Annotated in this window: 22 protein-coding genes and 1 tRNA gene; 12 read left to right on the top strand and 11 right to left on the bottom strand. The window is 71.7% G+C overall.

The window, feature by feature from the left end:
- Positions 1–46: 46 nt before the first annotated feature.
- The 4 genes from ACIRQP_RS33435 to ACIRQP_RS33450 form a co-directional block, all read right to left on the bottom strand.
- Positions 47–958, bottom strand: coding sequence for an MBL fold metallo-hydrolase (locus ACIRQP_RS33435; RefSeq protein WP_403896941.1), 912 nt, complete (start codon positions 956–958; stop codon positions 47–49).
- Between the two features lie 106 nt (positions 959–1,064).
- Positions 1,065–1,412 (bottom strand): DUF202 domain-containing protein, encoded by a 348-nt coding sequence (locus ACIRQP_RS33440; RefSeq protein WP_403896943.1) that lies wholly within the window; start codon positions 1,410–1,412, stop codon positions 1,065–1,067.
- Entirely contained in the window at positions 1,412–1,783 is a 372-nt protein-coding gene (locus ACIRQP_RS33445; RefSeq protein ID WP_403897042.1) for a YidH family protein, read from the bottom strand. Before ACIRQP_RS33445 ends, ACIRQP_RS33440 begins: the two co-directional genes overlap by 1 nt.
- Before the next feature lie 31 nt (positions 1,784–1,814).
- Positions 1,815–2,339: an NUDIX domain-containing protein gene (locus tag ACIRQP_RS33450; RefSeq protein ID WP_403896946.1), complete on the bottom strand. Its 525-nt coding sequence runs from the start codon at positions 2,337–2,339 to the stop codon at positions 1,815–1,817.
- 97 nt (positions 2,340–2,436) lie between these two features.
- On the opposite strand from ACIRQP_RS33450, the gene ACIRQP_RS33455 reads away from it, so the two are divergent.
- The 3 genes from ACIRQP_RS33455 (at position 2,437) to ACIRQP_RS33465 (ending at position 5,582) form a co-directional block, all read left to right on the top strand.
- Positions 2,437–4,095 (top strand): FAD-binding dehydrogenase, encoded by a 1,659-nt coding sequence (locus ACIRQP_RS33455; RefSeq protein ID WP_403896949.1) that lies wholly within the window; start codon positions 2,437–2,439, stop codon positions 4,093–4,095.
- A gap of 205 nt (positions 4,096–4,300) precedes the next feature.
- Positions 4,301–4,966 (top strand): molybdopterin-dependent oxidoreductase, encoded by a 666-nt coding sequence (locus ACIRQP_RS33460; RefSeq protein ID WP_403897045.1) that lies wholly within the window; start codon positions 4,301–4,303, stop codon positions 4,964–4,966.
- Positions 4,908–5,582 (top strand): cytochrome b/b6 domain-containing protein, encoded by a 675-nt coding sequence (locus ACIRQP_RS33465; protein WP_403896952.1) that lies wholly within the window; start codon positions 4,908–4,910, stop codon positions 5,580–5,582. The genes ACIRQP_RS33460 and ACIRQP_RS33465 overlap by 59 nt, the downstream gene beginning before the upstream one ends.
- 27 nt (positions 5,583–5,609) lie before the next feature.
- Here the strand turns inward: ACIRQP_RS33465 and ACIRQP_RS33470 are convergent, their stop codons facing one another.
- The gene (locus tag ACIRQP_RS33470; protein ID WP_403896954.1) at positions 5,610–6,122 is read right to left on the bottom strand and encodes a gluconokinase; all 513 of its coding nucleotides are present in this window, start codon (positions 6,120–6,122) and stop codon (positions 5,610–5,612) included.
- A gap of 177 nt (positions 6,123–6,299) precedes the next feature.
- Here ACIRQP_RS33470 and ACIRQP_RS33475 point away from each other — a divergent pair, with 177 nt between their 5' ends.
- The 3 genes from ACIRQP_RS33475 to ACIRQP_RS33485 all read left to right on the top strand — a co-directional run bounded on the left by ACIRQP_RS33475 (position 6,300) and on the right by ACIRQP_RS33485 (position 8,848).
- On the top strand, positions 6,300–7,001 hold the full coding sequence (locus tag ACIRQP_RS33475) for a FadR/GntR family transcriptional regulator (RefSeq protein WP_403896957.1): 702 nt from the start codon (positions 6,300–6,302) through the stop codon (positions 6,999–7,001).
- A gap of 132 nt (positions 7,002–7,133) precedes the next feature.
- The gene (locus ACIRQP_RS33480) at positions 7,134–8,219 is read left to right on the top strand and encodes an S-(hydroxymethyl)mycothiol dehydrogenase (protein ID WP_403896960.1); all 1,086 of its coding nucleotides are present in this window, start codon (positions 7,134–7,136) and stop codon (positions 8,217–8,219) included.
- Entirely contained in the window at positions 8,219–8,848 is a 630-nt protein-coding gene (locus tag ACIRQP_RS33485) for an MBL fold metallo-hydrolase (protein ID WP_403896963.1), read from the top strand. The genes ACIRQP_RS33480 and ACIRQP_RS33485 overlap by 1 nt, the downstream gene beginning before the upstream one ends.
- Here the strand turns inward: ACIRQP_RS33485 and ACIRQP_RS33490 are convergent.
- Positions 8,833–9,765 (bottom strand): RluA family pseudouridine synthase, encoded by a 933-nt coding sequence (locus ACIRQP_RS33490; protein WP_403896966.1) that lies wholly within the window; start codon positions 9,763–9,765, stop codon positions 8,833–8,835. The genes ACIRQP_RS33485 and ACIRQP_RS33490 overlap by 16 nt on opposite strands.
- A gap of 362 nt (positions 9,766–10,127) precedes the next feature.
- On the opposite strand from ACIRQP_RS33490, the gene ACIRQP_RS33495 reads away from it, so the two are divergent.
- A complete protein-coding gene (locus tag ACIRQP_RS33495) occupies positions 10,128–11,000 on the top strand; it encodes a DMT family transporter (RefSeq protein WP_403896968.1) in 873 nt (290 codons plus the stop codon).
- Between the two features lie 106 nt (positions 11,001–11,106).
- Here the strand turns inward: ACIRQP_RS33495 and ACIRQP_RS33500 are convergent, their stop codons facing one another.
- Together ACIRQP_RS33500 and ACIRQP_RS33505 are read right to left on the bottom strand one after the other, a co-directional pair.
- Positions 11,107–11,550 carry a PAS domain-containing protein gene (locus ACIRQP_RS33500; protein ID WP_403896971.1) on the bottom strand — a complete coding sequence of 148 codons (444 nt, stop codon included), beginning with the start codon at positions 11,548–11,550 and terminating at the stop codon, positions 11,107–11,109.
- A 257-nt stretch (positions 11,551–11,807) separates the two neighbouring features.
- A tRNA-Leu gene (locus ACIRQP_RS33505) sits at positions 11,808–11,892 on the bottom strand.
- 257 nt (positions 11,893–12,149) lie between these two features.
- Between ACIRQP_RS33505 and ACIRQP_RS33510 the strand changes: the two genes are divergently transcribed.
- The 3 genes from ACIRQP_RS33510 to ACIRQP_RS33520 all read left to right on the top strand — a co-directional run bounded on the left by ACIRQP_RS33510 (position 12,150) and on the right by ACIRQP_RS33520 (position 14,769).
- A complete protein-coding gene (locus tag ACIRQP_RS33510) occupies positions 12,150–13,475 on the top strand; it encodes a M20/M25/M40 family metallo-hydrolase (protein ID WP_403896974.1) in 1,326 nt (441 codons plus the stop codon).
- 150 nt (positions 13,476–13,625) lie between these two features.
- Positions 13,626–13,859 carry a chaplin ChpH gene (chpH, locus tag ACIRQP_RS33515; RefSeq protein WP_403896976.1) on the top strand — a complete coding sequence of 78 codons (234 nt, stop codon included), beginning with the start codon at positions 13,626–13,628 and terminating at the stop codon, positions 13,857–13,859.
- 139 nt (positions 13,860–13,998) lie between these two features.
- Positions 13,999–14,769, top strand: a complete 771-nt coding sequence (locus ACIRQP_RS33520; RefSeq protein WP_403896978.1) for a chaplin — start codon at positions 13,999–14,001, stop codon at positions 14,767–14,769.
- A gap of 125 nt (positions 14,770–14,894) precedes the next feature.
- Here ACIRQP_RS33520 and ACIRQP_RS33525 read toward each other — a convergent pair whose 3' ends face one another.
- Positions 14,895–15,083: a DUF5703 family protein gene (locus ACIRQP_RS33525; protein WP_030354641.1), complete on the bottom strand. Its 189-nt coding sequence runs from the start codon at positions 15,081–15,083 to the stop codon at positions 14,895–14,897.
- Between the two features lie 47 nt (positions 15,084–15,130).
- Between ACIRQP_RS33525 and ACIRQP_RS33530 the strand changes: the two genes are divergently transcribed.
- Positions 15,131–15,781 carry a hypothetical protein gene (locus tag ACIRQP_RS33530; RefSeq protein ID WP_030354640.1) on the top strand — a complete coding sequence of 217 codons (651 nt, stop codon included), beginning with the start codon at positions 15,131–15,133 and terminating at the stop codon, positions 15,779–15,781.
- A gap of 120 nt (positions 15,782–15,901) precedes the next feature.
- Here ACIRQP_RS33530 and ACIRQP_RS33535 read toward each other — a convergent pair whose 3' ends face one another.
- Complete coding sequence (locus tag ACIRQP_RS33535; RefSeq protein WP_403897047.1) at positions 15,902–18,145, bottom strand: helix-hairpin-helix domain-containing protein; 2,244 nt, start codon at positions 18,143–18,145, stop codon at positions 15,902–15,904.
- Positions 18,130–19,113 carry an aldo/keto reductase gene (locus ACIRQP_RS33540; RefSeq protein WP_403896982.1) on the bottom strand — a complete coding sequence of 328 codons (984 nt, stop codon included), beginning with the start codon at positions 19,111–19,113 and terminating at the stop codon, positions 18,130–18,132. The genes ACIRQP_RS33535 and ACIRQP_RS33540 overlap by 16 nt, the downstream gene beginning before the upstream one ends.
- Before the next feature lie 129 nt (positions 19,114–19,242).
- Here ACIRQP_RS33540 and ACIRQP_RS33545 point away from each other — a divergent pair, with 129 nt between their 5' ends.
- Entirely contained in the window at positions 19,243–20,295 is a 1,053-nt protein-coding gene (locus ACIRQP_RS33545; RefSeq protein ID WP_403896984.1) for an LLM class F420-dependent oxidoreductase, read from the top strand.
- The last annotated feature ends 225 nt before the right edge of the window (positions 20,296–20,520 follow it).

Here is a 20,520-nt window from a genome sequence, read left to right on the forward strand (position 1 = left end):
GCCGGTCCCGAGACCTGGACCGGCCGGTGCCGGACCCCGGGACCGGTCAGGCGTGGCAGGCCGGGACCGCGCCGCCGTTCAACGCGGCGATGTCGGTGAAGACGGTGACCGGGTCCAGTGGCGAGCCCTCGGGCAGCCCGTCCAGCTCGGCGTACGCCCGGTGCAGATTGCCCACCAGCCGCTCGCTCTCCCGCAGCGCGGCGAACCTCCCGGGATCGGCCGTGCGCGCCGTCTCCAGCGGGGTGAGGCCCTTGGTGTGGCCCTCCAGGGCCAGATCGGTCACGTATCGCAGATACTCCTCCGTCGCGTCGAACGCCGACGGGTCGGTGACCGGACCATGCCCGGGTACGACGACACTCGCGTCCAGCGAACGCAGCAGATCCAGCGCCCGCAGGGATCCGCGCAGCGAGCCCGCGGCGATGAACGGCGTACCGCCCTGGAAGACCAGATCGCCGGTGAAGACGATGCCACGCTCCGGCAGGTGCACGACCGAGTCGCCCCGGGTGTGCGCCACACCCGGGTGGATCACCCGCGCCTCGGTCCCGCCCACATGGAGGGTCAGCCGGTCGCGGTAGGTCACGGTCGGGAGCGTGATCCGGATGGCGCCGAAATCCTTCCCCGGCCAGGCCAGCCCGAGCTCATGGCCGGCGGCGGACTGCTCCTCGCGACAGGCGTCATGGCCGAGGACGGTGGCCTCGGGCACGAACAGGCCGTTGCCGTAGGTGTGATCACCGTGGTGGTGCGTATTGACGACGATACGCGGGAGCGGGACGCCGGTCGTCAGGATCGCCTCGCGCAGCAGCAGCGCGCGACGCTCGGTGGCGGCGGTGTCGATGAGGAGTGTCGTCTCCCCGTCGCTGACGAAACCGGCGTTGTTGAGGCACCAGCCGCCGTCCGGCTGGACATAGGCGTGCACCTCGGGTGCCAGTCGGACGAGATACGGATCGGTGGCAGGCATCGGGGCCCCTTGGCTCACGAGTGAACGGACGCTCCGAGCCTGCCAGCTGAGGGCGTGCCAGGGGGCGCCGCCGTACCGTCGGGCCCGTACCGCACCGCCCCGATCTTCAGGCCAGTACCGCCACCGCGAACAGGGCCAGCAGGACCGTGCAGCCCGCCGTGGCGATCGCCGCGCGCAGCGGAAGCGGCCCCGGCGCGGCGGCGTCCAGTGCCAGCGCGCGGCGGTGTGCCACACCCAGGAAGGCCAGCCAGACCAGGGCGCTGAGCGCGGCGCCGGCCAGCCCGGCGGCCGTGGCGCCGCCATGGACCGCCTGCCGGGCCGCGAGCACGGCGACCACCGTGCAGGAGAGCGTCGTACGCCGCCAGGCCAGCCGGGTCCGCTCGGGCTGGAGCCCCGGATCCCTGACCGGAGCCCCGTTCCCGTCCCCGTCCCCGTCCCCGGCCGGTGCGGTCATCAGCCGGCCCGCCCCAGCACCACGATGACCAGCATCGTGACGGCGACCAGACCCACCGCCAGACTCAGCAGCGTCGGAAAGGCGGAGACGGGCAGATCCTCCTTGCGCCGCATCGCCCGCTCGCACCGCACCCAGTGATTGACCGCGCGCAGCGCGCACAGCGCGCCCGCCGCGAGCAGCGCCACCGCGAGCCCGACCCGTACGCCCCAGCGCAGGTCCGGCAGGAACTGATCGACCGCGAACCCGCCGCCCACCAGCGCGAGCGCCGTACGGATCCAGGCCAGGAAGGTGCGCTCATTGGCAAGCGAGAAGCGGTAGTCGGGGGTCTCGCCCTCGTCGGCGACACGCCGGGGCGTGAACCACAGCCGCATGCCGCGCAGAAAGTCGCTCACGTGCCGCACCCTACGCGCGGAGCGCGCGGAGCCGCTCGTACGCCGCCAGCCCGTCCGGTACCCACTCCCAGCCGCCCGGCTCCTGTGCGACCCGGCGTTCCAGCTCCGGCTCCGGGAGGAAGCCGTACCAGGCGACCTCCTCCGTCTGCGGACGCACCGGCAGCGTGCAGCGCACCTCGTACACCCGCGACCACCAGCTCCCGGTCCCGTCCGCCGACTCGTACAGAAAGGTGAACAGCGGTACGGGCCGGGGCAGCCCCGACACCCCCAGCTCCTCCTCGGCCTCCCGCAGCGCCGCCTCGTCATAGCTCTCGCCCGCGCCGACGACACCGCCCACGAACATGTCGTACAGCGAGGGGAAGATCAGCTTCACCGGGGTTCTGCGATGGACGAAGACGCGGTCCTCCGCGTCCCGCGCGAGCACGAGGACGCCGCGATGGCGCAGGCCGCGCGCGTACACCTCACCGCGTGGCGCCCGCCCGACGACGCGGTCGTCCTCGTCGACGATGTCCAGGATCTCGTCAGCAGCGCTCATGAACACCATCCAACCAGTTGACGCGTTACTCGCGCGTACGGAAGATCGGACCACCCGTACAGGACCTCACCGATCCCGCCCGTGAAGGATGGCAGTCATGGCGTACGACGCTGATGTGATCGTGATCGGGGCGGGGCTCGCGGGCCTGGTCGCCACCGCCGAGCTGGTGGACGCGGGCCGCTCCGTCATCGTCCTCGACCAGGAGCCCGAGCGGTCGATCGGCGGACAGGCGCACTGGTCCTTCGGCGGGCTGTTCCTCGTGGACTCGCCCGAGCAGCGCCGGCTGCGGATCAAGGACAGCCGGGAACTGGCCCTGCAGGACTGGCTCGGCACGGCGGGATTCGACCGTCCCGAGGACGACCACTGGCCGCGCAAGTGGGCCGAGGCGTACGTCGACTTCGCGGCGGGCGAGAAGCGGGCCTGGCTGCACGGGCAGGGGATGCGGTTCTTCCCGGTGGTGGGCTGGGCGGAGCGCGGCGGGTACGACGCGACCGGACACGGCAATTCCGTGCCGCGCTTCCACATCACCTGGGGCACCGGGCCCGGAGTGGTCGAGCCGTTCGAACGGCGGGTGCGCGCGGGAGTCGCGAAGGGGCTCGTGACGTTCCGCTTCCGGCACCGCGTCACCGCCCTGGCCACCACCGCGGGCGTGGTGGACACCGTGAGCGGCGAGATCCTGGAGCCGAGCGAGGCCGCGCGCGGCACCGCGAGCAGCCGTACGGCCACCGGCGTCTTCGCGTTCAAGGCGCAGGCGGTGATCGTCACTTCGGGCGGCATAGGCGGCAATCACGAGATGGTACGCGCCCAGTGGCCCGAGCGGCTCGGCACGCCGCCGCGCACGATGCTCTCCGGCGTCCCCGCGCATGTCGACGGACTGATGCTCGGCATCACGGAGGCGGTGGGCGCCCGGCACATCAACCGGGACCGGATGTGGCACTACACCGAGGGCATCGCGAACTGGAACCCGATCTGGGCCGGGCACGGCATCCGTATCCTGCCCGGCCCGTCCTCCCTCTGGCTGGACGCGCGCGGCCGGCGGCTGCCCGTACCGCTCTTCCCCGGCTTCGACACGCTCGGCACGCTGGAACACATCATGCGCTCCGGCCACGAGTACACCTGGTTCGTCCTCGACCAGCGCATCATCGGCAAGGAGTTCGCGCTCTCGGGCTCCGAGCAGAACCCCGATCTGACCGGGAAGTCGGTCCGCGGGGTGATCGGGCGGGCGCGCGCCGATGTCCCGGGACCGGTGAAGGCGTTCATGGACAACGGCGCCGACTTCGTCGTGGAGAAGGACCTGAGCGCGCTGGTGCGCGGAATGAACGCCCTGACCGGGGAAGGGCTGATCGACGAGGACGGGCTGCGCCGCGAGATCATCGCGCGCGACCGCGAGATAGCCAACCCCTTCACCAAGGACCTCCAGATCATGGCGGTCCGGGGCGCCCGGAAGTATCTGGGCGACAAGCTGATCCGTACGGCCGCCCCGCACCGCCTGCTCGACCCCGGGGCGGGCCCGCTGATCGCCGTACGGCTGAACATCCTGACCCGTAAGTCGCTCGGCGGGCTGGAGACCGATCTGTCGTCCCGCGTCCTCACCGCCGCGGGCGCACCGCTGCCCGGCGTCTACGCGGCGGGCGAGGCCGCCGGCTTCGGCGGCGGTGGCGTCCACGGCTACCGCTCCCTGGAAGGCACGTTTCTCGGCGGCTGCATCTTCTCGGGCCGTACGGCGGGCCGGGCGGCCGCGAAAGCCGTCAGGTAACGGGCGGGCACGGTGTGACGGACCCGCCGTGACGGACCGCCGTGACGGACCCGCCGAGAGGCGGACAGTGGCACGCTCCTGACGAAAGTATGACGATCACCCGCGGTCCCTGGCTTCACGGGGCCGCGGGTGTTCTCCTCAATAAGTGACCCATCAATCAAATGAGGCCGAGGGCGCGCCGGTAGGACGGCGCCTGGTGCTCTCCATGCTCGGCCTCGGCGCCGCGGGACTCGTCACGGCGCCGTATCTCCAGCGCGGTCTCGAAGCCTTCCTCGGCTCGGCCGCGGACAAGGACCCGACCGGTCTGACCGGACTGCTGCCCAACGGCGGCGGCTTCCGCTACTACTCGGTCGCGGCCTCCGTGCCCCGCAAGGGCCCGGACACCTACCGGCTGACGGTCGACGGACTGGTCGACCGGCCCGCCGCCTACACCCTCGACGCGCTGCGCGCGCTGCCGCAGACCCGGGTCGTGCACGATGTGCAGTGCGTCACCGGCTGGCGCGTCCCGCACACCCCCTTCGAGGGCGTGCGGCTCTCGCGGCTCCTCGACGCGGCCGGGGTACGGCCCGATGCCAGGGCGGTCCGCTTCACCTGCTTCGACGGCACGTACAGCGAGAGCCTCACCCTCCAGCAGGCCCGCCGCGCCGATGTGATGGTGGCGCTCAGGATGAAGGACGCCCCGATCGGGCACGCCCACGGCGGTCCGGTCCGGCTCTATGTGGCGCCGATGTACTTCTACAAGTCGGCGAAGTGGCTCTCCGGGATCTCCGTCACCTCCGACGTCAGGCCCGGCTACTGGGAGGAGCGCGGCTATGACGTCGATGCCTGGGTCGGCCGGTCCAACGGCCGAGGCGACACCCCCACCGTCTGAGCCCCCGGCTCCCGGCGAGGCCGGCCGGATACGGCGCTTCAGCCGGGCGGAGCGCTGGGTGCACCGCGTCACCGGCGCGCTGATGCTGCTGTGCGTGGCGACCGCGGCCTGTCTCTACGTACCCCAGCTCGCCGAACTCGTCGGCCGCCGCGCTCTCGTCGTCACGCTCCACGAGTGGTCGGGGCTGCTGCTGCCCGTCCCGCTCCTGCTCGGCCTGGTCTCCCGCGCTCTGCGCGCCGATCTGCGTCGGCTCAACCGGTTCCTGCCGTACGACAAGGAGTGGCTGGGCGCGGTACGGCGGCGCGACGCCCGTCCCGAGGCGCGCCCGGCGGGCAAGTTCAACGCGGGGCAGAAGCTCTACGCGGGGTGGATCGCGGGCGCCGTGCTGGTGATGCTCGGCACCGGTCTGCTCATGTGGTTCACCGGCCTCGCGCCGGTCCTGTGGCGCACGAGCGCCACGTTCATCCACGACTGGCTGGCCCTGGCCATCGGCGTCGTGCTCGTCGGGCACATCGGGATGGCGTACGGCGATCCGCAGGCGCGGCGCGGGATGCGCACCGGCTCGGTGGACCGCGCGTGGGCGGAGCGGGAGCACCCCCGCTGGAAAGAGGAGTGACCCGCCTCTTCAGCGTCCGGCCGACGCTCAGCCCGACGTAGTCCTCCGCAGTGCGGCGACGGCCCGCTCGGCGATCTCCTCGGGGGTACCGGACACATCGACGGCCACGCCCGCTTCGTCCGCGCCCAGCTCCTCCAGGGCGGCGAACTGCGAGTCCAGCAGCGCGGTGGGCATGAAGTGCCCCTTGCGCTCCGACATCCGGTGTTCGATCAACGACCGGTCGCCGGTGAGGTGGACGAAGACGGCGCCCGGCGCGGCCGACCGCAGCCGGTCCCGGTAGGCGCGCTTGAGCGCGGAGCTGCTCACCACACCGCCGAGCCCGGCCCTGCCGTGCGCCCAGGCCCCGATGGCGTCCAGCCAGGGCCAACGGTCGGCGTCGTCGAGCGGGATACCGGCGGACATCTTCGCGATGTTCTCGGGCGGATGGAAATCGTCGCCCTCGGCGTACGGGACGCCCAGCGCGGTGGCGAGCAGGGGGCCGACCGTGGTCTTGCCGGTTCCTGCCACGCCCATCACCACGATGACGTGGGGGGTGCTCATCGCATGCCTCGCTGTCTTCCTCGACATCGGCTTCAGTCAGCCCCGGGTATCGGGACCGTCGCGGTCCGGGCGTCGGGCCTCGCGCTACTGAAACCCATTAGGTACGACTTATTCAAGGGGTTGTGATGAAAACGTCGTACTTAACCTTGGCGGGGCCGTGCCCCGTAGGGTTGTCCCATGACCACTGAAGGCCGGGGCCTGCATACCCGTGTGCTGGACACCCTCGGCCTCGCCATCACCGCCGGCGAGTACCCGCAGGGCGGTGTGGTGCGCACGGACGAGGTGGCCCGGCGCTTCGACGTCTCGCGCACCGTCGTCCGCGAGGTGGTCCGCGTCCTCGAATCCATGCATCTGGTGGAGTCCCGGCGCCGGGTGGGCGTGACCGTACGCCCCACCGAGGAGTGGAACGTCTACGATCCGCGCGTCATCCGCTGGCGCCTCGCCGGCTCCGACCGGCCCCGTCAGCTGCGCTCGCTGACCGTGCTGCGCTCCGCGGTCGAACCGGTCGCCGCGGGGCTCGCCGCCCGGCACGCCACGCCCGAGCAGTGCGCCGCTCTCACCGAGCAGGCGCTCGGCATGGTCGCCACCTCCCGGGGGCGGCGGCTGGAGGAGTACCTCGTCCATGACATCGCCTTCCACCGGGTGGTGCTGAACGCGTCGGGCAACGAGATGTTCGCCCGGCTCGGCGATGTGGTCGCCGAGGTCCTCGCCGGCCGTACGCACCACCAGGTGATGTTCGACGACCCGGACCCGGCCGCCGTGACCCTCCATGTGCAGGTCGCCGAGGCGGTACGGGAGGGCGACGCCGTCCGCGCCGAGGAACTCACCAGGGAGATCGCCGTCGGCGCCCTGGAGGAGTTGGACGTACTGGCTCCCTGACACACACATATCCGCCTCCGCACGCGCCCCCGCACGGGAGGGCGCTTCGGCACGGGATAGTGGGGGATGACGGAACGTTCGGTGTGTGAGCGTTCGAGCGCGTGACGGTGTGAGGAAAGGCAGGTCCTGGCAATGGCGCAGCAGGTGCAGGGGGTCGTCGCCCCCGGCAGGAACGAGCCGGTGCGGGTCGAGACGATCGTCGTACCGGACCCCGGTCCCGGCGAGGCCGTGGTGAAAGTGCAGGCGTGCGGCGTCTGTCACACGGATCTGCACTACAAGCAGGGCGGTATCAACGACGACTTCCCCTTCCTCCTCGGCCATGAGGCCGCGGGCGTGGTCGAGTCGGTCGGGGAGGGCGTCACCGAGGTCGAGCCCGGCGACTTCGTGATCCTCAACTGGCGTGCGGTGTGCGGGAACTGCCGGGCCTGTCTGCGCGGACGGTCGCAGTACTGCTTCAACACCCACAACGCCGCACAGAAGATGACACTGACGGACGGCACGGAACTCTCCCCGGCGCTGGGCATCGGCGCCTTCGCCGAGAAGACGCTGGTCGCGGCGGGGCAGTGCACCAAGGTCGACCCGAGCGTCTCACCGGCCGTCGCCGGGCTGCTCGGCTGTGGCGTGATGGCGGGCATCGGCGCCGCCATCAACACCGGCCAGGTCGGCCGGGGCGACTCGGTCGCGGTCATCGGCTGCGGCGGTGTGGGCGACGCGGCGATCGTCGGCGCGCGCCTCGCGGGCGCGGCCCGGATCATCGCCGTGGACATCGACGACCGCAAGCTGGAGACGGCGAAGGCGATGGGCGCCACGCACACCGTCAACTCCCGCTCCACCGACGCCGTCGAGGCGATCCGCGAGCTGACCGGCGGGTTCGGCGCGGATGTCGTCATCGAGGCGGTCGGCCGCCCGGAGACGTACAAGCAGGCGTTCTACGCCCGCGATCTGGCCGGGACGGTCGTCCTGGTCGGCGTCCCCACCCCCGAGATGACGCTCGAACTGCCGCTGCTCGACGTCTTCGGCCGCGGCGGCTCCCTCAAGTCCTCCTGGTACGGCGACTGTCTGCCGTCCCGCGACTTCCCGATGCTCGTCGACCTGCACCAGCAGGGCCGGATCGACCTCGGCGCGTTCGTCACCGAGACCATCGGACTCGGCGATGTCGAGAAGGCGTTCGCCCGGATGCACGAAGGCGACGTCCTGCGTTCCGTGGTGGTGTTCTGATGACCGTCCGCATCGACCATCTCGTCACCTCCGGCACCTTCTCGCTCGACGGCGGCACCTGGGACGTCGACAACAACGTCTGGATCGTCGGCGACGACTCCGAGGCGATCGTCATCGACGCCTCCCATGACGCCGCCGCCATCGAGACCGCGCTCGGCGGCCGTACACTGCGCGCCATCGTCTGCACCCACGCGCACAACGACCACATCGACGCGGCACCCGCTCTCGCCGCGGCCACCGGCGCGCCCGTACTGCTGCACCCCGACGATCTGCCCCTCTGGAAGCAGACGTACCCCGAGCAGGTCCCGGACGGCGAGCTGACCGACGGCGCCACGCTCACCGTCGCGGGCATCACCCTGACCGTGCTCCACACCCCCGGGCACGCCCCGGGCGCGGTCTGCCTGTACGCCCCCGAGCTGTCATCGGTCTTCACCGGCGACACGCTCTTCCAGGGCGGCCCCGGGGCCACCGGCCGGTCGTTCTCGCACTTCCCGACGATCATCGACTCGATCCGTGACCGGCTGCTCGGTCTGCCGCCGGAGACGGTGGTCCGTACGGGGCACGGCGATACGACGACCATCGGCGCCGAGGCGCCGCAGCTGGCGGAGTGGATTCAGCGCGGCCACTGAGACAGGGTGAGCCGGCTCGCGAACCGGTGCGGCTCGCCCGTCACCGGATCGGTGAACTCCAGTACCTTCGCGAGGAGTTGCAACGGCCGCTCGTAATCGTCGGGCGCCGCCTCCCGGACGACCGGATACACCGGGTCGTTCAGGATCGGCAGCCCCAGACGGTTCATATGGACCCGCAGCTGATGGGTTCGGCCGGTGGCCGGCGACAGCCGGTACCGGCCGAACCCGCCCCGCCGCTCCACCAGCTCGATCCGGCTCTCGGCATTCGGCTCGCCGGGGACCTCCCGCGCGGCCAGCACCCCGCGCTCCTTCTCGATCCGGCTGCGCACCGTGACCGGCAGCGCCACGGCGGGGTCGTACGGCGCGACCGCCTCGTACTCCTTGCGCATCAGCCGGTCCCGGAACAGCGTCTGGTACGCGCCCCGGTCCCCGGCCCGTACGACGAAGAGCGCGAGCCCGGCCGTCAGCCGGTCGAGCCGGTGCGCGGGCTGCAACGCGGGCAGCCCGAGATCCCGGCGGAGCCGGGCCAGCGCGGTGTCGGTGATATGCCGTCCGCGCGGGGTGGTGGCCAGGAAGTGCGGCTTGTCGGCGACGACGATCCGCTCGTCGCGGTACACGATCCCGATCCCGAACGGCACCGGCTCCTCGGCGGCGAAGTCCCGGTGGAACCAGAGGTACCGCCCCGCGGCATACGGCTCCGCCGCCCCCACCGGCCCGTCCACCCCGACGAACCGCCCCTCCCGGAACATCGCGTCGACCCGCCCGGCCCCGATGGCATCACCGAACCGCGCGACCAGATGATCCCGCACGGTCGCCCACTCACCCGCCTCGTCCACGGGCAGCCGGAGCCGCACCGGATCGATCCCGTCCCGCTGGGGGAGGGGCGGGAGGGGCGGGGTGCGGTGTCTGCGTGCCACGGGGCCTGTGTCTTTCGCGGTCGGTGCCTTGAGCGCGATCGGTGTGCCGTCCCGCGCCAACGGGGGGAACGACCGGCGACGACATCGACGTCGCCCACCGACCCGCACGGACCGAATACGCTCCCTTCACGTATCTCACCACGCGCGTCTCCACGCCTCCGCGTCGAGGAGGAGACAGCGCTGGACGATCTGCTGCGAGACCTGGCCGATCAGGTCTCGCCGTGACCGGACACGGCCCCCCGCCGCCCGACCGGCCGGAACGGCCGGAGGCAGCTCGTCCGGCGTCCCTCGTTCGGCCCCCGCCCGGACCCGCGCGCCGGTATGAGAGCTGCCCAGGCACTCGTCAGCCGCATGATGGACCGGTGATCAGTGTCCTGTTCGCCGTACTGACCGCGATCAGCAACGGCTCCGCCTCGGTGCTCCAGCGCCGCGCCGCGTCCACCGTGCCCGACACCGAGGCGATGCGTCTCTCGCTGATCAAGCACCTGCTGCGGAAGAAGGTGTGGCTGGCGGGGATCGGGCTGGTGCTCGTGGCCGCGGTGTGCCAGGCGGTGGCCCTCGCCACGGGACCGATCGCGCTGGTCCAGCCGATCTTCGTCATCGAGCTGCCCGCCACCCTGCTGATCGCGAGCTGTGTCTTCCGTGTCGGGCTGGGCCGGTCCGCCTGGCTGGGAGTGGCGGCGGTGACCTGCGGTCTCGCCCTGGGCATGGCCGCCGCCGCGCCGGGCGGTGGCAGCGAGAGCGTCCCGGGGCACGCCTGGATCCCCGCCCTGATCCTCACCGGGGTCTTCGAGGCCGTGCTGATCACCTGGTCGCTGCGGCTGCGCGGCAACGCCCGTGCCGCGCTCCTCGGTCTCGCCGCCGCCTGCGGATACGCGCTGACCGCCGCGCTGATGAAGGACGCCGTGTCCCGGCTCGACGGCGGCGGCGGCGTCCTCGCACTGCTGACCGCCTGGCAGCTCTACGGCACGGCGGTCGCCGGGGTGGGGGCGCTGTTCCTGCTCCAGAACGCACTCCAGGCGGGCTTGCTGGTCGCGTCCCAGCCGATGCTCACCCTCGGCGACGCGCTGATCAGCATCACGTACGGGGTGACGCTCTTCGGCGAGAGCCTGCGCTCCGGCTGGTGGCTGCTGCCCGAACTCATCGGGGTCGCGCTGATCGCGGCGGGCTGTGTGGAACTGGCCCGCTCGCCCCTCATGGCCGGTACCAAACCCCCGCCGCCCCGGGTGCGTTGACCGCCCCGTCACGGGCGTCCCCGTCCGCCGGTGCGCATCGGCCGACGTGGCGGCCCGGGTCCGTGACCGAAGGCGGAGGCGCCTGTCCGAACGGTCGCCAGTACGTTCAGGGAGCCGTGTGGTTCGGTGTGGCTTCCAGCAGCCGCCGGCGTATCTCCTTCTCCTGGGCCCGCCGCGCGGTGACATCCCGGATGACCGCCCCGACATGGCTCGCGTTGCCTTCGGAGTCGGACAGCAGCACCACGCTGAACTCGATGGAGACGGTCGAACCGTCCGCCGTCAGCGCGGGAACCGCCAGAAGATCGTCGTCCCCGTACTTACTGGTGCCGGCCGCCATGGCCGTCGTGAAGCCGTCCAGGTGGCGCTGCCGGTGCTTCTCGGGGATGATCACATCCAGATTGCGACCAGCGACCTCGGCCGCCGAGTAGCCGAAGATCCGCTCCGCTCCCCGGTTCCAGTAGCGGATCAGCCCTTCACGATCGACGATCACCAGACCGTCGGGCGCTGCCGCCGCCATCGCGAGAATCACTTCGGGGTTCAAGTCTCCCATGACGCCTCCACGTTGAGATGATCCGTCGCCGACAGCCTACGGTCGCGGCTACGATTGTATGCAGTCGACCGCATGGGGGCGATGATGTCGGCGGAGGAAGCCGCGTCTCGTGAGGGACCCCGCGCCTCGAACCGGGGCAGGGTGCCCAACGGGCGACCGGGCTACCGTTCTTCCCGCTCGCCCGAGAAACACAGTCCGAGAAACACAAAGGGTGCCGACCGAGAATCAGCCGGCACCATAAGTGGGTGTATCGCTTGTGTCCGAGGGGGGACTTGAACCCCCACGCCCGATAAAGGGCACTAGCACCTCAAGCTAGCGCGTCTGCCATTCCGCCACCCGGACCAGGTGTCTGCCGGGCGGCCCTGGGCCGTTCCGACGTGGAAAACCATAGCAAACATTCGACGGTGCCCGATCACGGCCCGATCCGGGGGGACGGCACGGTAGCGGCCCGTTGGTGGCCATGGGGCGCGGTGGGGTGGCGGGCCTTGTGACGCGCGTGTGTCAGGCCGGAGCCTGCCTTGGGGTGCGGAGGCGGGGCGCGGGAGTATATGGAGGACCAGCAGCGAGAACCACCAGCAACGACCGTGGGAGTGAGCAGCGTGAGCGAGCCGAACGCGGGCAGGACCGTCTCGGGCGAGGACGAGGTCGTCGACCTCTGCCGTGATCTGATCCGGATCGACACCACCAACTACGGAGACCACTCGGGCCCCGGGGAGCGGGCCGCCGCCGAGTATGTCGCGGAGAAGCTCGCCGAGGTGGGCCTCGAACCCCAGATCTTCGAGTCCCACAAGGGCCGTGCCTCCACCGTCGCCCGGATCGAGGGCGAGGATCCCTCCAGGCCCGCGCTGCTCATCCACGGCCACACGGATGTCGTTCCGGCCAACGCCGAGGACTGGCAGCACCACCCGTTCTCGGGTGAGATCGCCGACGGCTGCGTCTGGGGCCGGGGCGCGGTCGACATGAAGGACATGGACGCGATGACCCTCGCCGTCGTACGGGACAGGATGCGCAGCGGCCGCAAGCCCCCGCGCGACATCGTGCTGGCGTTCCTCGCCGACGAGGAGGCGGGCGGCACGTACGGGGCGCGGTATCTCGTCGACAAGCACCCCGGGCTCTTCGAGGGCGTCACCGAGGCGATCAGCGAGGTCGGCGGCTTCTCCTTCACCGTCAACGAGAATCTGCGGCTCTATCTCGTCGAGACGGCGCAGAAGGGCATGCACTGGATGCGGCTGACCGTGGACGGCACCGCCGGGCACGGCTCCATGACCAACAACGACAACGCCGTCACCGAGCTGTGCGAGGCCGTGGGGCGGCTCGGCCGTCATCAGTGGCCGGTGAGGGTGACCAAGACCGTACGGTCCTTCCTGGACGAGCTGTCGGACGCGCTGGGCACCCCGCTCGACCCGGAGGACATGGACGCCACGCTCGCCAAGCTCGGCGGCATCGCGAAGATGGTCGGCGCCACCCTGCGCAACTCCGCCGCACCCACCATGCTCGGCGCCGGCTACAAGGTGAATGTGATCCCCGGCCAGGCGACCGCGCATGTCGACGGCCGTTTCCTGCCCGGGTACGAGGAGGAGTTCCTGGCCGACCTCGACCGGATCCTCGGCCCGCGGGTCACGCGGGAGGACGTGCACGGCGACAAGGCCCTGGAGACCAGCTTCGACGGCAAGCTGGTGGACGCCATGCAGACCGCGCTGTCGGCGGAGGATCCGATCGCGCGGGCCGTTCCGTACATGCTCTCGGGCGGCACCGACGCCAAGTCCTTCGACGACCTCGGCATCCGCGGCTTCGGTTTCGCCCCCCTCAAGCTGCCGCCGGAGCTGGACTTCGCCGGGATGTTCCACGGTGTGGACGAGCGCGTACCGGTTGACGGCCTTCAGTTCGGTGTGCGGGTGCTGGACCGCTTCATCGACCACAGCTGACACGGGAGTTGGGGGTTCCGGTAATCGACAGCGTGTGCACGCGCGACTGAAAAGAGTGAATGCGACCATACGCTCGTAGCCTCATTACTTCCTCTTCGTTACAGGTGTGCGGTCCGCGGCTGGGACCGCATTTGCCAACAAGGAGGAACAATGATCAAGAAGGTCGTCGCTGCTGCGGCTGTTACTGGTGGTCTGGTGCTCGCGGGTGCGGGCATGGCCGTCGCCGACGCGGGCGCGCAGGGTGCCGCTGTGGGTTCTCCCGGTGTCCTCTCGGGCAACGTGGTCCAGATTCCGGTCCACGTTCCGGTGAACGTGTGCGGCAACACGATCTCCGTGATCGGGCTGCTGAACCCCGCCTTCGGCAACGTGTGCATCAACCACTGACGTCGTACCTCTCTCACCCGTGAGGGTCTGAGCCCACGTGGCCCCGGAGTGCGCGCCATGCACTCCGGGGCCACTGGGCATCCTGCCCCGGCACCGATGCCAGGGCAGCTCCGAAAGGCAGAAGGCAGGGATCGAAGCTATGAGACAGGTCACGCGCAAGGGCCTGATCACCGTGGCGGCCGCAGGCGGCGTACTCGCGCTCGGCGGCGGCCACGCACACGCGGACTCGGGAGCGAGTGGCACCGCCGCGAACTCCCCGGGAGTGCTGTCCGGCAACAACGTTCAGGTTCCGGTGCATGTCCCGGTCAATGTGTGCGGCAACACCGTCGATGTCGTCGGGGTGCTCAACCCCGCCTTCGGCAACAACTGCGCCAATGGGTCCGGCAAACCGGCCGGCGGCGCACACGGCTCGGGCCATGACGGCGGAAACGGCGGCGGCGGGCACGACAGCGGGTCGCACAACGGCGGCTCCCACGCGGGAGGCGGCGCGGCCGACTCTCCCGGTGTCGGCTCCGGCAACTCGATCGAGGTGCCGATCGACGTCCCCGTGAACGCCTGCGGGAACACCGTCGATGTCATCGGCCTGCTCAACCCCGCCATGGGCAACGGCTGCGCGAACGACGCGCCCGTCCACCCGTCGGCCGAGCCCGAGCAGCCAGGCAAGCCCGGGAAGCCGGTCGCCCCACACGAGCCGGGCGCGCCGCCGTCCGATCGTGCGATCCCGCCGGCGCCGGGTGAGCCCGGCGCCCCGAACACCCCCGAGTCGCAGACCGTCGCACAGCCCAAGGGCACCGACGTCCTCGCGCAGACCGGTGCGGGTGCGCTCGGGATCGCGATTCCGGCGGGCGCGGGACTGCTGCTCGCGGGCACCGTCCTCTACCGCCGCGCCCGGTCCCGTTCCGTCGCGTAGTCACGCGGCAGCACACCGTACGGGAGCCGGCGCGAACGCAGGCCGGACCGGAACAAGCCGGACCGGAACAAGGTAGGGCAGGGGCGGGCCTCGCAACAGCGGGGCCCGTTCCGTCGTCCTCACCCTCACCAGGTGGCGCGCACCTGACGGATGATGCGTCGGCGAAGCCGCACTCTGCGGCTGCCGTCCCGGTGCAGGCTCAGACGGTCCAATTCCCAGTGCCCGTACTCGGCGTGGTCGGTGAGCAGACGCGCCGCTTCCTTGCGGGAGACCCCGCGCGGCACGTACACGTCGACAAATTCGTATTCCGGCATCGCATCTATTGTGCGGGCAGAGCCCTGGTACGGATAGCGTCTGCACTATGTCTGATGCTGCGCAGCCCACCGCTGCCGAGGTACGCGCTGCCGCCGAGGCGGTCAAGGTAGCTCTGGACCGCCATCTCGCGGCGGTCGAACACCGCACGGGTGAGGACGACCCGGCTGTTTCCGACGCGTTCAACGCCCTCGCCGTCGCTGCCGAGGTCTATGACGAGCGGCTTTACAACCGGTACGACGAAGTCACCCCCTTCGAGATCCCGGACCCGGACGACTCACTGCCGCCCTACAACGGTCCCGAGGAGCCCAACGCCCTCAGCGTGCTGATCCGGCGTGACTACGCGGTCGTGGAGCCGCAGCGGCTGCTCGCGCAGGCACAGCGCATCGCCGATGTGGAAGGGGACACCGACAACGGAGGAGTGGCGGGTGGCAGTGTGCACGCCGCCCTCGGTGTGCTTTTCGGCGAGTACGAACCGGACGAGATCGCCTCCCGGCACAAGGAGTTCGGCCTTGAGGAGGGCGACTCCACCCTCTGGGTGTCGGCCGCGGACGACCTCCCGGAACCGGGGGAGTGGCTCTCGGCCCCCTTCGACCAGGCCGACCCCCAGCAGGTCGTCTGCCGCTTCGACGTCAGCGCGGTCTTCGACGAGGACGATCTCGACGCGGACATCGACGACCTGGAGGAACAGGACGCCTGACGTCCGTACCGCCCGCGCGGATGCCGAGCCCTGGTGGGCGCGGCGCGGGCGGTACGGACGTCCCGGCCCGGTCGGCCCCCGGCCGCGGGATCAGCCCTGCTGGGGTCAGCCCCGCTGGGGTCAGCCCGGCTGCGCCGCCGGGGCCAGCAGGCTCTCGATCAGCGGGCGCAGTCTGGTCGTCCGCTCCTGGGACGGGACGTCCGTCACGGCCTGCGGCAGCGCCTGGTCGACGCCGTGCACCACGGACAGATGTCGCTCTCCCCGGCTGAAGGCCGTATAGACCCACGGGCGGCTCAGCCCCCGTGCGGCATCGCCGGGGAGCACCACGACCGCGGCGGGCCAGCGCATCCCCGCCGCCTGGTGTGCGGTGAGCGCCCAGCCGTGGCGTACGGCCGACTCGACCCGCTCCCTGGGGACGAGGACCTCCGTGCCCCCGCAGTCGAGGCGCAGCCCCTCGGCGTCCGCGGAGACCACCGCCCCCTGGAGCGTCCTGCCGGGCGACGGTACGTAGGCGATCCTGTCGCCCGGATCGAAGCCGCCGAACCGCCCGGGACCGGGGTTGAGCCGCTGTTTGAGCGCCGCGTTCAGGGCGCGGGTGCCGGCCGAGCCGCCATGGCCCACGGTGATCACCTGCGTCTGCCCGGCGTTCACCCCGAAGGCGCGCGGCACCGACTCGGCCACCAGCTGCACCGTGCGGTGCACCGCCTCGCCCGCGTCCCGCACCGGAACGATCACGACCTCCTTGCCGGGGGCCTCGACCTGCTGCAGCTCACCGATGCCGATGCCCGAGACCAGCTCGCCGATCGGCCCCGGGTCGGGCGTACGGGAGGCGAGCTGCGGGCACACCCGGGCGGCCAGCAGATCGGCGAACACCCGGCCCGCGCCCGCCGACCACAGCACTCCGGGGTCACCGCCGAGGACCAGACGGCTGCCGTCGGGCAGCGACTCGACGATCATCGCGGCCGTCTCCACATCGAGCTGTGGCGCGTCCAGCACGACCAGGAGATCGAGCGCGAACATGCCGTCCGCGTCCCGCCCGGGGCCTTCCGTGCCCGCCAGCAGCCCGGCCACGGTGACGGCTTCGGCCGTCGCGTCCAGCCGCTCACGGCCGTTCTCGCCGTGGACCGCGACGACCACGCGCATCCCGAGCGCGCGGGCGGCCCCGGCGAGGGCGACCGGCTCGGCGCGCGCGGCCTCACCGCCGGTGTGCAGGACCAGCCCATGGCCGGCGACCGCGCGGATCAGCTCGGCCGCCGCGCGCGGGGCCGCCGCCGCGGCCTCGTCCCAGGAGTCGTCGGGCCCGGTCTTGACCAGCCGCGCGAGCCCGTCGGCGAGGCTCTCCTCGGCGAGCGCGTACCGGTCGAGACAGAGCAGTACCGGGGCCGGCGGACCGGCCTCGGCCATGTCCGCGGCACCGTCGGTCGGCTGCTCGCCCCCCACGGCCCCGTCGGCCTCGCCGCCGCGATCCGCGCCATCGTCCGACCCGTCCTCGAAGCCGTCCTCGAAATCGCCTCCGAAGCGGTCCTCCGCGCCCTCCTGGAACACCAGCACCGCGCCCTCGGCGATCGCGTGCCGCACCGCCTCGTGGGGGTCGGGCACCGCGTGCTCGGCCAGTGTGCCCCGTACGGACGCGGCCTCCAGCGCCGTGTGTCCCTGGAGCGCGGCCCGTTCCAGCAGCCAGCCGACGAGCGCGGAGGCCCGCCGTTCGTCGCCCGGACCGCACGCCGCCCCGAGCAGGGCACGCGCGAACCCGTCGGCCTGCTCGGGCCGTACCCCGGGGACGGCGAGCAACTGCCACGGGTCCTCGCGCAGCACCTCCGCGGCCTGCTCCCCGAGGACGGCGGCGGCCTGCCCGGCGAGCGCCTCCGGCGCACCGCCCTCCGCCAGCACGGCCCGTACGGCCGACACCGCCTCGGCCGGAACGGTCCGCGGCGCCGACGCAGGAGCCGCGGAAGGAGCCGTGGAGGGCGCCGACGCGGGCTCAGCGGCGCGCGCGGACGGCTGGGCGCGCTCAGGGGCGTTGGACGCGCGCGGGCCCAGCAGGGACCGGTCCACGGGCGCGCCGCTCTCCACGGCCCGTACGGCGGCCAGCAGATCGGCGGCCTGCCCGCTCAGTTTCGTACCGGCGGCGATGGGGCCGGCCTTCTCCGCCTTGCGCTGCTCGATCCGCTCCCGCAGCTCCCGCTGAGCGGCCAGCTCGGCCGCGGCCTCGGACACCTCGGACGCGGCGGTCCCGGCCGCCGCGTCCTCTGTCACCGCGTCCTCGGCCGTCTCGGTCTCGCCCTCGGCCGTCTCGCTCTCCGCTGTCTCGCCCTCGGCCGCCCCTGCGGCGGTGTCGCGGTCCGTACTCACAGCGTGCTCCAGTCCTGGTCGGGATAGCGGTGCACGGGCGCCGACACATCGTCGAGCGCCTGGCAGATCTCGTCAGGAAGACTAAGGCTCTCCACTGACAGAGCGGCCGTGAGCTGCTGCGCGTTGCGCGCGCCGATGATCGGCGCCACCACCCCGGGGCGGTCCCGGACCCACGCCAGCGCCACTTCCAGCGGGGTCGTGGCGAGCCCCTCCGCGGCCGTCGCGACCGCGTCCACGATCCGGCTCGCCGCCTCGTCCAGATACGGCTCGACGAACGGGGCCAGCAGCTCGGAGGCGCCCCGCGAGTCGGGCGGTGTGGTGTACCGGTACTTGCCGGTGAGCACCCCGCGCCCCAGCGGTGACGACGGCAGCAGCCCGACCCCCAGGTCGATCGCGGCCGGCAGCACCTCACGCTCCACCCCGCGCTGCAGCAGTGAGTACTCCATCTGACTGCTGGCCAGCCGGGTCCGTATCCCGGGCGAGGCCAGCTGCCACGTGGCGGCCTTGGCCAGCTGCCAGCCGCAGAAGTTCGACACCCCCGCGTATCTGGCCCGCCCGCTGGTGACCGCGATGTCCAGCGCGTGGAGCGTCTCCTCCAGGGGCGTGCCGGTGTCGAAGGCGTGGATCTGCCACAGATCCACATAGTCCGTGCCGAGCCGCTCCAGGGACGCGTCCAGCGCGGCGAGCAGATGCCCGCGCGAACCGTCGAAGCGCCGGTAGGGATCCGGCACACTCCCGGCCTTGGTCGCGATGATCAGATCGCGGCGCGGAACGAGCCGTTCGACGAGTTGACCGAGCAGATATTCGGCCTCCCCACCGCCGTACACGTCCGCTGTGTCGATCAGCGTTCCGCCCGCTTCCCAGAAGGCCTTCATCTGGTCGGCGGCGTCGTGCTCGTCGGTGTCCCGTCCCCAGGTCAGGGTGCCGAGCCCGATTCTGGACACGCGCAGGCCGGTTCGGCCGAGATGCCTCTGCTCCATGGCTGCTGAGATTACTGGCCATGGCCCCACGCGGAGAGAGCCTGTGGACAACCGGCCCCTGACGGATCCCCGTACAGCGCGCTAGAGTCCCGGGGCACAGGGACGTTACTCATCGGTAAGGGAGTGGTTATGCGGCTCGGCATCAACCTCGGGTACTGGGGCGCGGGGATGGACGGCGACAACCTCGCCGTCGCGCAGGAGGCCGACCGGCTCGGCTACGACGTCTGCTGGGCCGCCGAGGCGTACGGCTCCGACGCGCCGACCGTACTGAGCTGGGTCGCCGCGCAGACCGAGAGCATCGACGTCGGCTCCGCGATCCTCCAGATCCCGGCGCGGCAGCCCGCGATGACGGCCATGACCGCCGCCACCCTCGACTCCCTCTCCGGCGGCCGGTTCCGGCTCGGCCTCGGCGTCTCGGGACCGCAGGTCTCCGAGGGCTGGTACGGAGTGAAGTTCGACAAGCCCCTCGCCCGCACCCGGGAGTACGTGGAGATCGTCCGCAGGGCCATGGCCCGCGAGCGGCTGTCGTTCGAGGGCGAGCACTGGACGCTGCCGTTGCCCGGCGGCCCCGGCAAGCCGCTGAAGCTCACCGTGCACCCGGAGCGCGAGCACATCCCGCTCTACATCGCCGCGATCGGCCCCAAGAACCTGGAGCAGACCGGCGAGATCGCCGACGGCGCGCTGCTGATCTTCCCGTCCGCCGAGCATCTGGAGGACACGGCGATCCGGCATCTGCGGGCCGGCCGCGAGAAGGCCGGGCTGTCCATGGACGGCTTCGACGTCTGCCCCACCCTGCCGATCGCGGTCGGCGACGACATCAACGCGCTGGCCGATGTCTTCCGTCCGTACACCGCGCTCTATGTGGGCGGGATGGGCAGCCGCAAGCAGAACTTCTACAACCAGCTCGCGCGGCGCATGGGGTACGAGAAGGAGGCCACCGAGATCCAGGACAAGTACCTCGCCGGCGACAAGAAAGGCGCGGCGGCGGCCGTACCGCACGAGATGATCGACTCGACCACGCTGCTCGGCTCCGTGGAGCGGATCGCCGACCGGATGGGGGCGTACGCCGCCGCCGGTGTCACGACGCTGACCGTCTCCCCGGGCGGTTTCACGCTCGACGAGCGGATCGCGGCGCTCCGCGTCGGCACGGAAGCCCTGGAGCGCGCGGGTCTGGTGTCCTAGGGCCTGTCTTCAAGGTCCCGCCTGCCCGGCGGCGGTCGGCACGGGCTGAACGGGCTACCGAGCCGACGTGCCCCCGCGCGACTGCGCGACGTCCACGGAGACGTACCTAAGGGGCCCGGCCGGAAGTCTGCGGCCGTGGTGGGGGCTCGGGGGGTCTTCCCCGCCACGGCCGTCGTGTACGACAACGCGTCCGGGCCCCGCTCGGTTACGCGCGGGGGCTTCCTT

Origin of the sequence: Streptomyces sp. NPDC102274, from assembly GCF_044766385.1 — a bacterium.
GTDB lineage: Bacteria > Actinomycetota > Actinomycetes > Streptomycetales > Streptomycetaceae > Streptomyces.

Bases quoted from the DNA above. Each gene is read 5' to 3' on its own strand.
- ACIRQP_RS33500 (WP_403896971.1), bottom strand. From the start codon at position 11,550: ATGGGAGACTTGAACCCCGAAGTGATTCTCGCGATGGCGGCGGCAGCG.
- ACIRQP_RS33530 (WP_030354640.1), top strand. From the start codon at position 15,131: ATGTCTGATGCTGCGCAGCCCACCGCTGCCGAGGTACGCGCTGCCGCC.
- ACIRQP_RS33455 (WP_403896949.1), top strand. From the start codon at position 2,437: ATGGCGTACGACGCTGATGTGATCGTGATCGGGGCGGGGCTCGCGGGC.
- ACIRQP_RS33445 (WP_403897042.1), bottom strand. From the start codon at position 1,783: ATGCGGCTGTGGTTCACGCCCCGGCGTGTCGCCGACGAGGGCGAGACC.
- chpH (WP_403896976.1), top strand. From the start codon at position 13,626: ATGATCAAGAAGGTCGTCGCTGCTGCGGCTGTTACTGGTGGTCTGGTG.
- ACIRQP_RS33440 (WP_403896943.1), bottom strand. From the start codon at position 1,412: ATGACCGCACCGGCCGGGGACGGGGACGGGGACGGGAACGGGGCTCCG.
- ACIRQP_RS33520 (WP_403896978.1), top strand. From the start codon at position 13,999: ATGAGACAGGTCACGCGCAAGGGCCTGATCACCGTGGCGGCCGCAGGC.
- ACIRQP_RS33450 (WP_403896946.1), bottom strand. From the start codon at position 2,339: ATGAGCGCTGCTGACGAGATCCTGGACATCGTCGACGAGGACGACCGC.
- ACIRQP_RS33465 (WP_403896952.1), top strand. From the start codon at position 4,908: ATGACGTCGATGCCTGGGTCGGCCGGTCCAACGGCCGAGGCGACACCC.
- ACIRQP_RS33525 (WP_030354641.1), bottom strand. From the start codon at position 15,083: ATGCCGGAATACGAATTTGTCGACGTGTACGTGCCGCGCGGGGTCTCC.
- ACIRQP_RS33475 (WP_403896957.1), top strand. From the start codon at position 6,300: ATGACCACTGAAGGCCGGGGCCTGCATACCCGTGTGCTGGACACCCTC.
- ACIRQP_RS33540 (WP_403896982.1), bottom strand. From the start codon at position 19,113: ATGGAGCAGAGGCATCTCGGCCGAACCGGCCTGCGCGTGTCCAGAATC.
- ACIRQP_RS33470 (WP_403896954.1), bottom strand. From the start codon at position 6,122: ATGAGCACCCCCCACGTCATCGTGGTGATGGGCGTGGCAGGAACCGGC.
- ACIRQP_RS33460 (WP_403897045.1), top strand. From the start codon at position 4,301: ATGCTCGGCCTCGGCGCCGCGGGACTCGTCACGGCGCCGTATCTCCAG.
- ACIRQP_RS33480 (WP_403896960.1), top strand. From the start codon at position 7,134: ATGGCGCAGCAGGTGCAGGGGGTCGTCGCCCCCGGCAGGAACGAGCCG.
- ACIRQP_RS33485 (WP_403896963.1), top strand. From the start codon at position 8,219: ATGACCGTCCGCATCGACCATCTCGTCACCTCCGGCACCTTCTCGCTC.
- ACIRQP_RS33435 (WP_403896941.1), bottom strand. From the start codon at position 958: ATGCCTGCCACCGATCCGTATCTCGTCCGACTGGCACCCGAGGTGCAC.
- ACIRQP_RS33545 (WP_403896984.1), top strand. From the start codon at position 19,243: ATGCGGCTCGGCATCAACCTCGGGTACTGGGGCGCGGGGATGGACGGC.